The organism is Sphingobium sp. (assembly GCF_036170395.1).
Lineage (GTDB): Bacteria > Pseudomonadota > Alphaproteobacteria > Sphingomonadales > Sphingomonadaceae > Sphingobium.
Genome location: NZ_JAVHPD010000027.1, coordinates 74,787 through 88,117, shown reverse-complemented (window position 1 = coordinate 88,117; position 13,331 = coordinate 74,787). Strand labels below are relative to the sequence as shown.

Annotated in this window: 14 protein-coding genes, 1 tRNA gene and 1 pseudogene; 6 read left to right on the top strand and 10 right to left on the bottom strand. The window is 60.5% G+C overall.

Annotated features, from left to right (window positions below):
- The first annotated feature begins 133 nt into the window (after positions 1 to 133).
- Positions 134 to 910, top strand: a complete 777-nt coding sequence (locus tag V2B31_RS08380) for a hypothetical protein (protein ID WP_328277347.1) — start codon at positions 134 to 136, stop codon at positions 908 to 910.
- Positions 911 to 1,290: 380 nt separating this feature from the next.
- Here V2B31_RS08380 and V2B31_RS08375 read toward each other — a convergent pair whose 3' ends face one another.
- Positions 1,291 to 1,983, bottom strand: coding sequence for a hypothetical protein (locus V2B31_RS08375; protein ID WP_328277344.1), 693 nt, complete (start codon positions 1,981 to 1,983; stop codon positions 1,291 to 1,293).
- Complete coding sequence (locus V2B31_RS08370) at positions 1,983 to 2,126, bottom strand: hypothetical protein (RefSeq protein ID WP_328277340.1); 144 nt, start codon at positions 2,124 to 2,126, stop codon at positions 1,983 to 1,985. Before V2B31_RS08370 ends, V2B31_RS08375 begins: the two co-directional genes overlap by 1 nt.
- A gap of 167 nt (positions 2,127 to 2,293) precedes the next feature.
- Between V2B31_RS08370 and V2B31_RS08365 the strand changes: the two genes are divergently transcribed.
- Together V2B31_RS08365 and V2B31_RS08360 are read left to right on the top strand one after the other, a co-directional pair.
- Positions 2,294 to 2,992, top strand: coding sequence for a hypothetical protein (locus V2B31_RS08365; protein ID WP_328277338.1), 699 nt, complete (start codon positions 2,294 to 2,296; stop codon positions 2,990 to 2,992).
- A 75-nt stretch (positions 2,993 to 3,067) separates the two neighbouring features.
- Complete coding sequence (locus V2B31_RS08360; protein WP_328277335.1) at positions 3,068 to 4,675, top strand: type IV secretory system conjugative DNA transfer family protein; 1,608 nt, start codon at positions 3,068 to 3,070, stop codon at positions 4,673 to 4,675.
- Here V2B31_RS08360 and V2B31_RS08355 read toward each other — a convergent pair.
- Positions 4,660 to 5,856, bottom strand: coding sequence for a hypothetical protein (locus V2B31_RS08355; protein WP_328277331.1), 1,197 nt, complete (start codon positions 5,854 to 5,856; stop codon positions 4,660 to 4,662). The genes V2B31_RS08360 and V2B31_RS08355 overlap by 16 nt on opposite strands.
- A gap of 425 nt (positions 5,857 to 6,281) precedes the next feature.
- Here V2B31_RS08355 and V2B31_RS20035 point away from each other — a divergent pair.
- Positions 6,282 to 7,319, top strand: a pseudogene (locus V2B31_RS20035) (recombinase family protein); the annotation flags it as partial.
- On the opposite strand, the gene V2B31_RS08345 reads toward V2B31_RS20035, so the two are convergent.
- From V2B31_RS08345 to V2B31_RS08320, 6 genes are all read right to left on the bottom strand, one after another.
- A complete protein-coding gene (locus V2B31_RS08345) occupies positions 7,224 to 7,676 on the bottom strand; it encodes a hypothetical protein (protein ID WP_328277327.1) in 453 nt (150 codons plus the stop codon). The pseudogene V2B31_RS20035 and the gene V2B31_RS08345 sit on opposite strands and share 96 nt — an antisense overlap.
- 196 nt (positions 7,677 to 7,872) lie before the next feature.
- Positions 7,873 to 7,949 (bottom strand) — tRNA-Arg (locus tag V2B31_RS08340).
- 37 nt (positions 7,950 to 7,986) lie between these two features.
- Positions 7,987 to 8,454, bottom strand: coding sequence for a DUF1178 family protein (locus V2B31_RS08335; protein WP_328277326.1), 468 nt, complete (start codon positions 8,452 to 8,454; stop codon positions 7,987 to 7,989).
- Complete coding sequence (locus V2B31_RS08330; protein WP_328277324.1) at positions 8,451 to 9,290, bottom strand: carbon-nitrogen hydrolase family protein; 840 nt, start codon at positions 9,288 to 9,290, stop codon at positions 8,451 to 8,453. The genes V2B31_RS08335 and V2B31_RS08330 overlap by 4 nt, the downstream gene beginning before the upstream one ends.
- Positions 9,287 to 9,544 carry a glutaredoxin 3 gene (gene grxC, locus V2B31_RS08325; RefSeq protein ID WP_328277355.1) on the bottom strand — a complete coding sequence of 86 codons (258 nt, stop codon included), beginning with the start codon at positions 9,542 to 9,544 and terminating at the stop codon, positions 9,287 to 9,289. Before grxC ends, V2B31_RS08330 begins: the two co-directional genes overlap by 4 nt.
- Before the next feature lie 43 nt (positions 9,545 to 9,587).
- Complete coding sequence (locus tag V2B31_RS08320; RefSeq protein WP_328277322.1) at positions 9,588 to 10,325, bottom strand: ComF family protein; 738 nt, start codon at positions 10,323 to 10,325, stop codon at positions 9,588 to 9,590.
- 41 nt (positions 10,326 to 10,366) lie between these two features.
- On the opposite strand from V2B31_RS08320, the gene V2B31_RS08315 reads away from it, so the two are divergent.
- On the top strand, positions 10,367 to 11,218 hold the full coding sequence (locus tag V2B31_RS08315) for a class I SAM-dependent methyltransferase (RefSeq protein ID WP_328277320.1): 852 nt from the start codon (positions 10,367 to 10,369) through the stop codon (positions 11,216 to 11,218).
- A 164-nt stretch (positions 11,219 to 11,382) separates the two neighbouring features.
- Here the strand turns inward: V2B31_RS08315 and V2B31_RS08310 are convergent, their stop codons facing one another.
- Positions 11,383 to 12,261, bottom strand: coding sequence for a metallophosphoesterase family protein (locus V2B31_RS08310; RefSeq protein WP_328277319.1), 879 nt, complete (start codon positions 12,259 to 12,261; stop codon positions 11,383 to 11,385).
- A 71-nt stretch (positions 12,262 to 12,332) separates the two neighbouring features.
- On the opposite strand from V2B31_RS08310, the gene V2B31_RS08305 reads away from it, so the two are divergent.
- Positions 12,333 to 13,229: a diacylglycerol/lipid kinase family protein gene (locus V2B31_RS08305; RefSeq protein WP_328277317.1), complete on the top strand. Its 897-nt coding sequence runs from the start codon at positions 12,333 to 12,335 to the stop codon at positions 13,227 to 13,229.
- Positions 13,230 to 13,331 lie beyond the last annotated feature (102 nt).

Genomic DNA, 13,331 nt, shown 5'->3' with positions numbered 1-13,331 from the left:
CGCTCGGACTGCGACAGTGGGCACATGAGTTCTGATCAATGCGCGTTGGTATAAGGCGCTTGCGCAACTAGTAGGAAAACTGGCGGGGCGGGGCCGGCGACGGCGGGCGGCTTATCCAGAAATCAGAGAATTTATGGAGGATTTTCAGAAGCTGCCATACGGCAATGCAAAGCGGGGGAATGAGCAGCTAACCGACATGCTGAAATTTGTGACTGCTGGGCGCATAGACTGGCCGATTGCGCCTTTCTTAGCTTGGCTGTGCTACTATCATCGAGATGAGGCAATCGCATTTTATGCATCGGTTGGCCTTACAGCCAAGTTCAATGTCCGCTTTCGCCAGTATGTTGGTCGCCCCGGCGATCGCGCAAAGATGGCGCGAGGTGTTTTGCGGCCGACCGTGATACCAGAGTTCATTCCGTCAGGTCCTCCAAACAAGGTCTCAGCCTCTCGTGGGAATGATCAGTTGCCTAACAACCTGACCATGGAAGTTGGACCTTTTGCACAAGGCGAGACCGACCTGATGGGCGAATCCATATCCAAAGAAATAGAAACAAAACGCCTAGATTTAAAAAATAAAGCACAGGTGGTAAATGACAATTCTCCCCGTGAAAACAACCATAATAATAAATTGATTGATCTTCCCACATGGTTTGTGGCTTTTATTTGGCTTTTTGCGCCAACCATCTTTGGCTATTTGTGGATGGGATTTTATGGATCATTTCTACTAATTTTATTTTTCATCGGGATGAGGTTCAACATATTTATACACGAGAACTATCATTTAATATGGAATATGTTTATATTTATTTCCTGCGTTATAATTTTTCGCGCTCTCTCGGAGTTTGGCATCATGCCGAAAATATCCATCTTAAGGATGGTCCGCACGCTCCTTGGAAGCATTATTCCATAGCAGATATGACGCAAATTTTCCCGAAATGTGCATGGTAGGCTGGACAGCAAGATGTGGTCCGTTAGACCGATGGCAAGATGTGGTCCGTTAGACCGATGGCAATATGTGCATGGTAGTACCATGCATCTTGGCAAGGGAGGCCCGCTGCGCGCCTCCCGTTGCATCCCTCCCGGCCTTTGGCGCTTCCCGCTCCCTGTCCAAGCGGTGCCGAGGCAGCCTTATGGACAGGGCCGGATCAGTGCCACTGGGTAGACTTCGCTTCTCCCCCAACCCCATCGACAAACCCTGCGCGGATTTGATGCGTGGCAGGCGCTTGGAGATTTGCCTCTCCACCCTGCACCCGAACCATGCAGCAGGCGCGCGTTATTCGCGACCGAGCGTCACAGCCCGCCGAAACCATCATACTCCGTCAGTCCGCGCCCGACATTACCCATGTGATGGGCGCTGTCGATCTGCGGAATGCGGTAGGCGTTGGCCACGCCATATTCGCTATGCCTGCTGGGCAGATGCTCGACATGAATCATGCCGTTCGCGGCCAGAAGCGATGCGCCGGTCTTGATGCGGTCGCGCGCTATGCCGGTCATCTCGGTAATCTGGTCATAGGTCACCTTTGCCAGGTTTACTTCGTTGTCACGGCGGGCGATAAACAGATACCACAGCTTGAGCGCATCCAGTTCGCTGCGCTTCCGCAGATGCAGCTCTTCGAAGAAGCTGATCCTGCCATCGCGGTATAGCTGACGCGCGGGAAATTTCGCCCACCCAAATGAAGGATTGAAATTGCAGACCTGAAATGTGCTGCGTCCGGCAACCTCGCGTTCGATCAGACCCATTTTCTCCAATGCGCACAGGCCATCCGAAATTTTCGTGCGGCTCAACGATGTGGCGAGTTGCAACCGATCATATGTGATGTGTGAAATACCGGATTCGCGGTCCATGCTGTGCAGGATCGGCGCGAATGCCATCAACGCGGCGACATAGTCGGCCCCGTTTTCTTTTCCCCAGCGCAATTGAGTCAGTTTCCCCTGATCAACCCACTGACTGGGCATCATCACCCACGGAAGCAACTTCGCCATCAATCGCCCTTCCGCTTCGCGATCGAATGCACCGCGTGGATCGCGAATGCCGCCAGACCGATCGCCGCGAGTGAGACCAGTGCGAAAACATATTCAATCGGGAAATTCGCAGCCCGCTCAATCAACTCAATAACCTCGCTCATTTGGAACTCCTTCAACTCGAGTGTTCCAAAATTTTTGCCGAAGCCATCCTTATACATCTAGATACAGTTTCTGGAAATAGTCGCCTAAAAATCAAAAATATATGATGTTTTACAAATAGTTATGGCCAAAAAATACCGTCCACAAAACCTTCCATTTCAGTCCATAAGTGAGCATCTACGAACTGAAATGGACGAATCTGGCACTTCAGAGCGGCAAGCCCTGCCCGACATCACTAGACGCGCGAAAACGGAATGACCTTCCGCTCATCGAGAAATGTTTCCATTCCTTCTTCGTCCACGACCTTCAGGAACGCCTCGTGGCTGGTCTGTATCCGAGATATATCGCCGCCGCGCGCGCAGCAATAGCGAGAGCCACCAAAGCTATCCCCCAAGCGAAGCGTTCGAAGGAAATAATCTGCTGCGATCCACCCGAGCAGGAGATTGCCATGACCACCATTCTCGAACGCCTTACCGATCGCCGCGTCATCGACGTGTATGTGAGCGGACAACATGTCACCATAATCGAAGCACTGGACTGGTATGCCGACATTGATCTTACGCCCGATGAGGTCGACCAACTTGCCGACGAGCTGCGCGCCATCGCCCAGCAGGCGCGAACCGTCCCGCCGCTCGAAACAAGATCGGAGATAGCCCTATCCCCCCAAGGTAGCGGCCAAGCTGAATTATCCGATGCTCATTCCGCTGTTCCAAGCGGCATCATTGAGGACCGGAGAACCGTCATGAGCAAATACACCGCCGAGGAAGTAGGCCGCATCTACAAGATCAAAAAGGAACCCGATCCGTGGGGTTGGATTGGATTGGCGCTGCTGGTCCTGTTCCTGATCGGTAGCTGCCATCACGGCTAGCCAGCGCAAGAGGCGCGGCCATGGGCGGGAGGAAACTCCCGCCCTTTTCTTTTCCTTCCGATGAAAGCAACAACGATGATCGACCCTTCCCGCGAGGACTTGCGCCATGGCGTAGCGCGCTGGGCGAACGATGCCGAGATTGAACGCGGCGGGCTGTTCGACAAGGATGGCCTGTTGGTCGGTTACAAGGGCAACCGTCAGCTTGCGCTCAAATCCGATAGCCCTGGCATCGTCATTGCCGGTTCCGGCGCGGGGAAAGGTCGAGACTGGCTCATCGAGACCATTATTCGCGGGGGCAATCATCCTCTGCTGGTTTGCGATCCCAAGGGCGAACTGGCCGCCGTCACCATCGCCAGCTTCATCCGCTGGAAGGCGTTCGTCTATCTTTGGAACCCGACACATCTGCATGGCATGGTCAGCCACGCCACCAACCCCCTCGACGTGCTGACGCTTTCTAGCCCCGATTTCCACGGCGATTGCGCCGATCTCGCCAACTGCATGATCCCGCTTGTCGGCACTGGCGGCAACAATGGACATCATTTCGAGAAGAAGGCGCGCGAATGGATTACCGCGTTGCTGAAATCGCTCGTCGAGCAGAATGACCATGTTACGCTGCCGATGCTCTGGCGCATGGTTCAGGCGATCCGTTCAGATGCAAAGGTGTGGGCCGAGCAGCTCGACGCAATGGAGAAGTCACGCTTTGCCGATGTGGCCGCCGCCGGTGTCGATATCTGGACCGCGCAACGCCATTCCACATCCCACGAGTTCGGGCTGATATACTCGACCATCAAAGCGCACTTGTCGTTCCTGAACGATCCGACGCTTTGCGCGTCGTTGGAAAATCCCGACTTCTCATTACGCGATCTCACATCGGAACAACTCACCAGTCTGTTCCTGATGGTGCCGCGCCGGAACATTCCGCAATGGGCACCCGTGCTGCGGCTGATGTTCACCGTCGCCATGCTCTACAAGGCGCGCGCGCCGCAGGCCCGCCGCCTCACGATGCTGATCGACGAGGCCGGGCAATTGGGTCGCTTCGAGGAATTGCTAAGCGCCTTCACCATAGGGCGCGGAGAAGGTGTGCGTACAATCGCGGTGTTTCAGGACATCGACCAGATCGCCCGCAATTTCGGACGCGAGGCTATCACGGGATTCATCGGTTCGGCGCAATGGCGCTGCTTTTTCGGCGTTCGCGATTATCCGACCGCGCAGCTTATCTCGCACATGCTGGGTAATGAGACGCTGGAATATGACGACAAGCTCCAGCAGCAGAACGCGGTGCGGATGCAGTGCGACGCGAAGCGCCGCTTCTTTCAGGGCGACGACCCACGGCAGGCGGCCTATGATTACAGGCATTATCGCGAGGCGGCGATATCACGCACCAAGATGCAACGGGCGCTTATGACCGCCGACGAGATACTCGGTATGTCCGACGACCAGATGATCAGCTTCATTTCCGGCCTCGACGTGCCGCCGATCCTCGCCAACAAATATCCATACTACACGACCAAGAGCCTCAACGGCCTGTGGCTGCCCAATCCCTATCACCCACCGCTCGACCGCGTGAAACTGCCGGGCATGTTCGGCGGGTCATGGCATCGCGTGATAACGGCTGACGTGCCGCCGGAACTGGCGCATTTCCCGCAATACTGCGATGCGCGCATAAGCTATGTCGATGCATAGGCGGCTTTCTCAATCAGATCTGGCAACTCGGACAATCGGCCAACAATCTTGCCGGATTGCTCCGGTAAAGCTTCCTTCAAAATATGTGCAAACCGGCGATCACCTCGCCATAGATCGCAATACGGCAGATAAAATGAGTGCATGATGTCGCCGCCCGCGCTGCGCTCTGGCTTATATCCGTCCCCGCGAAGACCGAGATTGGATTGCATGAAGATTGGAACGTATCTCGTGAAATTTCTCCAGCACGGCACTTGTTCAGCCAAATCTCGCCGAGACGCAAAAAGATCAATCAACGGATCATCCAATCGAAATTCCGATGCCTCAGTTTGCGCTAGGCGCAGCATCTGCCCGCCAAAATCAGGAGCCATCTGCTCCAAAGCGGTCCTCATGAAATCAGATGAGAGCACGGACGTGTCTATTCGGCTGAGCTTTTCGCGACCTTCGAGCATACTGGCTTGCAGCTTTCTCCCCATGTCAGAAATCCATGAAGGAAAATCCTTTTCACCTTCATATCCGACAAAATATGTCCGAATAAACGTCGTAGGCTTAGCCATGGCCGAGAACAGTCTCGTTGCGCCTTCGGCTGGAGAAATTTTATCCTCCAACACCGCAACAAGAGAACGCTGCACGTCCGATACTCTCAAGCCATATTTATCGGCCAGTTCAGGTGCGGACGCATTGACCATTGTGCTCACGTTTAATCGACGAACATTGGCTTCAATCGTTCGCCGCTGCTTTCGATTTACCGGCGTTATCTCCGCAAGTGCTTCATCCAGTGTTCGCTGAAATCCGCCTTTGAGATCATCTAACGCATCTTCAACGTTAGGAAACCAATAAGCATTTTCGCTAAAGGCCGATTTGAGATATGGCTCATCCAGTAAACCATTCGCTGCGGCGGCAATAGCTAGTTCCCATGCAATCAATCGCCCCGGCCAAATGAATGCATTTTTGCCACAAAGCTTTTCGACCGCTTCAGCTTTATGGATTGTGGTCTCTGCATGAGTTTCATCATACTGAAGTAACTCGCCCAAAAGCGGCATGGAATAGCCAAATCTGGCAAATCCCTGCTCCTTGAGCGTCAAAAGCTTATTGAAAAGCACCTCAGTTTGAGGATCGCCCTTTCCCCGCAAAACGTCGCCGAAACGGGAATAGTCCGATGTGTCGAGATATACCGTAAGCATCCAGCACCATTACCATTGAACGTTCATATAATGCAGCGCGCATGAAATGTCTCGACTTTTTGTTCCATTTATGTTCTAATCGCGCCACATAGCCGCAATAGCACCTTGATGCAGCCCGCCACCGAGCGGGCTTTTTCGTGCCTATCCCCCCTGAGCGGGCAGGATAAGCGGCTAATCTTCCAAACAGATCAACATTTTATGCCGTGCGGGCTTGGCTCCGCGCGGGTGAGGTTCCGCGTCATGCTGCTATCCTATGAGGATTTTCGACCTTGGTTCGAAGCGCGTGGCATCGCGGAAGCCGATGGCCGCGCCCAGCTTGAGGCATTCGAGCAGGCGATTGATCCATTCGTCATCAACGGCCTTGAAGGGAACGTCCTGGGGATCGATGTCGATCTCGATTCCGATACGGACCTGATTGCTTTAGAATGGGGCCAAATCGCGCAACTGGATTTCAACGCTGCCGCCACCGACGAGATGGCAGGAAAGAAGGAGACATGAGCAACGCAACCAGCGGGCAGAAGGCGGTGATATACTGCCGTGTGTCCGACCCCAAACAAAAGACCGATGGCCATGGCCTTGAAAGTCAGGAAACCATCTGCCGCGAATATGCAGGCCGCAACGGCTACGATGTGATCCGCGTCTTTCAGGACGATTTCACCGGCGCGCACTCGACCCGACCGGCGATGAAGGAAATGCTCGCCTTCCTGCGCCGCCAGAAGCAGACCTATTATGTGATCATCGACGACCTGTCGCGCCTTGCGCGCGATGTGGTCGCCCACCAGCAACTGCGCGAAGCGGTGAAGCGCGCGGGGGCGATCATGGTTTCCCCGTCGCACCAGTTCCGCGAGGACAGCGATGGCCGTTTCGTCGAGAATGTCCTTGCAAGCTCCTACCAGCATCAGCGCGAGAAGAATGCCGAGCAGACGCTCAACCGGATGCGCGCGCGGTGCCTCGATGGCTATTGGGTGTTCCAGCCGCCTGTTGGCTATCAGTTCGCCGAGATCGTCGATGGCCGGGGCAAGAACAAGATACTCGTGCCGAAGGAGCCATTGGCTTCCATCGTCCGCGAGGCGTTGCAGGGCTATGCCACCGGGCGCTTCCAGACGCAGGCCGAGGTCCAGCGTTTCCTCGAAGACCAGCCGGAATTTCCCCGCGACTACAAGGGCCGTGTTCATGGCCAGCGCGTCTATGAGATGCTCAACCAAGTTCTCTATGCAGGCCATATCGAAGTGCAGAAATGGAACGTCTCGCTGCGTCCCGCTCAGCACCAAGGGCTGATCAGTTTCGAGACCTTCCAGAAAATTCGAGAGCGCCTCACCAGCAACGCCAAGGTTCCGGCGCGCAAGAATGTCGGCGAGGATTTTGCGCTACGCGGCTTCGTCATTTGCGGATGCTGCGATACCCGCCTGACCAGCTATTGGGCGAAGGGCCGCGCCAAACGCTACGCCTATTATCACTGCCCGAACAAGGAATGCTCCGACTACGGCAAGGCCGTTTCCCGCGAGAAGATCGAAGGACAGTTCGAAACCATCCTCAAGGATATGCGCCCATCGCATGACATGTTCGTGCTGGCCTATGGCGTGTTCAGCAAGCTCTGGCAGACTCGCGCCGAGGGCATCAAGAACCGCAAGAAGGAATGGGAATCCCAAGTTCGCCAGATCGAGGGCAATGTCGCCCAGCTTATCGACCGCGCCATGGACGCGGAAAGCCCGACGCTGATCAAAGCCTATGAGAACCGCATTCAGGGGCTTGAGGCGCGAAAGGCCGAATTGAAGGAACGCATCGCTCGAACAGGCCGAACGCCCAAGGATTTCGAGCAATCATTTAGAACCGCCATGACCTTCCTCGCAAACCCGCATAAAATATGGGTTTCCGGCGATTTCAGCCACAAAAGACTCGTGCTGAAACTGGCTTTTGCCGAGCGGCTGCAATATCTGCGCGAAAGCGGTTTTAGAACCGCCCTAACATCTTCTCCCTTCACGCTTTTATCCGACTTGTCGGGGGGAAGGGAGGAGATGGTGCGCCCAACAGGATTCGAACCTGTGGCCTTCGGATTAGGAATCCGACGCTCTATCCTGCTGAGCTATGGGCGCACTCCGGCAAGCGCTCTATTGCGGGGCGGGCGCGGGGTCAATTCTTCGCGTGCGGGGGGACGACCGGGAAGGGCAGCGGGGCGACTTCGACGCCCTCGCTGATAAGCGCCTTGGCTTCGGCCGGGGCGACTTCGCCATGGATGCTGGCGCGGTCCTGTTCGCCATAGTGCATGGCGCGGGCCTGGGCGGCGAAATCGCGGCCGACCCAGGTGGAGCCTTCGAGCGCTTTCTGCTGCGCCTGCGCCAATGCTTCGACCAGGGCGCGCATCTTCGCGGGGTCAGGAGTCGTCGCCACTGGCGTGCTCGCGGCGGGCGCGGGTTCGGGGCGGCTGTTGCCCTTGGCAACGACGGCGGGGGCCATGACCGCTTTCCCGACCTGCGCGTCGCCGCAATAGGGGCAGGTGACGAGGCCGCGCGCCTGCTGATCCTCATAGTCGGCGGAGGAGCCGAACCACGCTTCGAACACATGGCCGTGGGCGGCGCATTTGAGGTCGAAGACGATCATGCCAGCGTCACCTGTTGCGGGATCGGGCGGCGGTTGGCGATGGCGGGGACGCGGCCGCGCACGTCGCCGACGCGGGCAAGGTCGAGATCGGCGAAGCCGAGGCCCGCCTCCTCCCCCATGTCGAGCAGCAATTCGCCCCAGGGATCGACCACCAGGCTGTGGCCGTAAGTGGTGCGTCCGTCTTCATGCGTGCCGACCTGCGCGGTCGCGATGACGAAGCAGCCCGCCTCGATCGCGCGGGCGCGCAGCAGGACGTGCCAGTGCGCCTGCCCCGTCGGCACGGTGAAGGCGGCGGGCGCGAGCAATATGGTCGCGCCTTCATTGGTGAGCGCGCGGTAGAGATCGGGGAACCGCATGTCGTAGCAGATGGAAAAGCCCATCCGGCCCCAGGGCGTGTCGGCCGCCACGACCTGCTCGCCAGGGCCATAGACCGAGGATTCGCGCCAGCTTTCCCCCGTAGCGAGATCGACGTCGAACAGGTGGATCTTGTCGTAGCGGGCGCGGATCGCGCCGGTGTCGTCGATCAGGAAGCTGCGGTTCGCCCAGCGGCCGTCCGTGCGCTCGTCCTTCAGGGGGAGCGAGCCGATATGGACCCACAGCCCTTCGCGCGCCGCCGCCTCGCGCACCTGGCGCAGCACGATATCGTCGGCCTCCGACCGCAATGTCGCGGCGGCGCGCTTGCGGTCTCGGTCGAGGCAGCCGGCCATTTCGGGGGTGAAGAGCATGTCCGCGCCCGCCGCCTTCGCCGCGCGCACCTTGTCCAGAATCGCGGCGGCGTTGGCGGCGGGGTCGATCCCGCTCGTCATCTGGAACAGGGCGGCGCGAAAGCTGGTCACAGGCCGAGCATCGCGTCCAGCTTGCCGTCGCGGTTCAGGGCCGCCAGCGCGTCGCTGCCGCCGACATGGGCGTCGTCGATGAAGATTTGCGGCACGGTCGAGCCGCCATTGGCGCGGCCCAGCATCTCCTCGCGCTTGGGGCCGCCCATGGTGATGTCATATTCCTCGAAGGCGACGCCCTTCTGCTCCAGCAGCGCCTTTGCCCGCGCGCAATAGCCGCACCAGGCTTTCGTATAGATTTCGACCTTCGCCATCATGAACTCCTTTGTCCGCAAATCGGGAGAACGCGCGGCTTTGTCAATCGGGCGCATCGGGCAGGACGCGCGCCCAGCAGAGCAGCCGCACCTCGCCCGCGCCGCCGGCCTTGAGCGCGCGGGCACAGGCCGCTGCGGTCGCGCCGCTGGTGTGGATGTCGTCGATCAGCAGGATGCGGCGGCCGGCGAAAGGATGGTCCTGCGCAAGGGCGAAGGCGCCCCGGACCATCTTTGCGCGCTGTTTCGGGTTCATGCCGCGCAGGGGCGCGGTGCGCTTGACCCGCTTGAGCGCCAGCTTTTCGACCTGCCAGCCCGTCAGCCCGCCGAGATGATCGGCGATCATCGCCGACTGGTTGAAGCCGCGCTGCCAGAGCCGCCAGCGGTGCAGCGGAACGGGGACGATCAGCGCTTCCCCCGCCCCCACATGCCGGACCATCTGCCGCGCGATGAGGCGCGCCATGCCGATGCGCCGGCCATATTTGAGCCGCAGCGCGACCGTGCGCGCGACATCGCCATAGGCCAGCACCGCGCGGGCGCTGTCCCACGGCGGCGGAACGGTGAGGCAGGCGGCGCATTCCGCCCCCTCCCCCATATCATGGGCGAAGGGGACGCCGCAGCGGGCGCAACACGGCTCCCCGAGAAAGTCCATCCCGCTCCAGCAGGCGAGGCAGAAGGCGAAATCCTCCCCCACGATGACGCCGCAGCCCGGGCAGCGCGGCGGCAGCGCATAATCGAGCGCGGGGCGGATGGCGGTCTTGAGGAGCGCGGCAAGAGGCATCATCTGCCTTGTCCCCGCTTGCCGCCCGCTGCACAAGGCCCGCCATGGACACCCGCCCCGACATTTTCGACCGCGCCCGCCGCGCGACGCAGCGCGACCGGATGCTGCCCGGTTTTGCCGATCACGACTTTCTCTATCGGGCGATGCTGGACGAGTTGCTCGACCGACTGCGCGACGTGCAGCGGGACTTGCCCGAGGCGCTGGTAATCGGTTGCCCCGATGGCAGCGCCAGGGCGGCGCTGGAGGCGATGGGCAAGCGGGTCGCGTGCGTCGATCCGGCTTTTCTGGCGGCGAAAGCGGCGGGCGGTGTGCAGGCGGACGAGGACGCGCTGCCCTTCGCCGACGCAAGTTTCGATCTTGTGCTTGCCTGCGGCACGCTCGACAGCGTCAACGATTTGCCCGGCGCGCTGATCCTGATGCGGCGGATATTGCGGCCGGACGGGCTGTTGCTGGCGGCGTTCAGCGGCGCGGGGAGCCTGCCCCGGCTCAAGGCCGCGCTGCTGGCGGCGGAGGGCGATCGGCCGGGCCAGCATGTCCATCCGCAGGTCGATGTGCGGTCGGCGGGTGACCTCTTAAGCCGCGCCGGCTTTGCGATGCCCGTGGCGGATGGCGAGACGCTGACGATCCGCTATGGCGACATCGTGCGGCTGATGCGTGACCTGCGCGGCATGGGTGCGGGCAATGCGCTGGCGAACCGGCCGCCGGCGCTGACGCGGGAGGTGCTGATGCGGGCAGCAGGGCATTTCGCCGAGGCTGCCGACGCGGATGGGCGCACGGGCGAGCAGATGGCGATCGTCTATCTCTCCGGCTGGAAACCCGATCCGAGCCAGGCGAAACCGGCGCGGCGCGGGAGCGCGACGGTGTCACTGGCGGCGGCGCTCAAGGGGAAGGATTAGGGCATCGAGCGTCAAATCCGAACCACTACCGTTCGGTTCGAGTAGCTTTCGAGCGAAGTCGAGAAAGCATATCGAGAACGCTTGACACAACCTTCTCGACGTACGGTTCTCGACTTCGCTCGAACCTGCTCGAAGCGAACGGGTCAGTTTAAAGGCGCGATAATCTAGCGCGAAAGCTGGCGGGGGGCGATCTCGCCGACGACCGCCTCCTCCACCACCTCGCGCGCCGTCCACTCCTCGTTATTCCGGCGATACTCCACATGGCTCGCCCGGCGGAAGGCGGCGCCGTCCCAGACGATGACTTGCAGTTCCATCTCGTTGTTGCGGCGGACGTGGAGCCAGTTGAAGCTTTGCGGCTCGGCGTTGCGCAGGCGGGTGGAGGTGGCGGTGCCGGCCTGGATCACCAGCGCGCCGCCGCTATGGGCGACCATCTTCTGCGCCGCCTCGGCATAGGTGCGGTGGAAATGGCCGGCGAGCGCGAGGTGGACCCCGGCTTCGCAGGCGGCCTTGACCGCATCGTCATGCTGGCCGACCGCCTCGGTCAGTTCGTTGCCCTTGCCGATCGGCATGGCGAACAGGGGGTGGTGGGTGACGAGGATGCGGGTCTTTTCCGCCGGGACGGCGGCGAAGCGCTCGCGCAGCAGGTCCATCTGCGCGTGGTTGATGCGGCCGTCCTTGATCGTCAGCGACCGGGCGGTGTTGAGGCCGAGGATCGCCACCTCGCGGTCCTCATACCAGGGACACAGCACATTGCTGATATAGCGTTCATAGCGATTGAGCGGCCGGACGAAGCGGCGGAACAGGTCGTAGAGCGGGACGTCGTGATTGCCCGGCACGACCAGGGTCTTGAGCCCTGCCGCCTTCAGCCGGTTGAGCCAGGCCGACGCCTGCCGGAACTGCTCCGCCCGCGCGCGCTGGGTGAAATCGCCGCTGATGACGATGAGGTCGGGACGGCGCGCCTCCAACCAGGCGGTGGCGGCGTCGACGATCTTAGGGTCGTTCGCGCCGAAATGAATGTCGGACAGATGGGCGATGCGGGCCATGGCGGTTCAAACGAATCGCGCGCGGATGGTTTCCGGCCGGACCCGAATCCGCGCGGCCGTGTTATTGCGGCATGGAAACGAAGCCCCTCCCCCGCCAAGCCGTCCTGATCGTCAACGCGCACAGCCGGCGGGGGCAGGATCTGTTCGAGCAGGCGCGCGCCAAGCTGGAGGCGGCGGGCGTGACGCTGATCGCCGCCCATGCGGTCGAGGAGCCCGAGCGGATGGCGCCCACGGTGCGGCAGGCGGTGGAGAGCGGCGCGCCGATGGTGATCGTGGGCGGCGGCGACGGGTCGATGTCCGGCACGGTGGACGAGCTGGTGGGGAAGGATTGCGTGTTCGGGGTGCTGCCATTGGGCACCGCCAACAGCTTCGCGCGGACGCTCGGGCTGCCGCTGGACCTGGACGGCGCGGTGCAGGCGATCGCCAGCGGCACGCGGCGGCGGGTCGATCTGGGCATGATCGAGCAGGATTATTTCGTCAATGCAGCCTCGATGGGGCTGTCGCCGATGATCGGGCGGACGGTGCCGCACAAGCTCAAACGCTATCTGGGGCGGGTGGGCTATCTGATCTGGGCGCTCAAATGCTCGGTCGGGTTCCGGCCGTTCCGGCTGACGATCGACGACGGGACCAAGCAGCATCGCATGTGGTCGACCGAGGTGCGTATCCTGAACGGCCGCTATCATGGCGGGGTCGAACTATCCGACCATGCCGATGTCGATACCGGCGAGATCGTGGTGCAGACGGTGGTTGGCCGATCGAAGGCGCAGCTCGCGCGCGACTGGTATGCCAAATTCCTGAAGCTGCGCGACAGGGATGCGCTGACGCAGGAGTTTCACGGCAAGGCGTTCCGCATCGACACCAAGCCGCGTCAGCGCATCTCGATCGACGGGGAAGTGCTGGCGAGGACGCCCGCGACGGTGAAGATCGCGGCGGGGGCGGTGGAGGTGGCGGTGCCGCGCGAGGGGTGATTCGGCGCGTGACTCCCGGCCTGAGTCCCGGTCGAGAGGGCGGAACTGGACCCCGGCCTGCGCCGGGGAACAAGCTGTTGGTTTGGTCAATGCACTGACCGC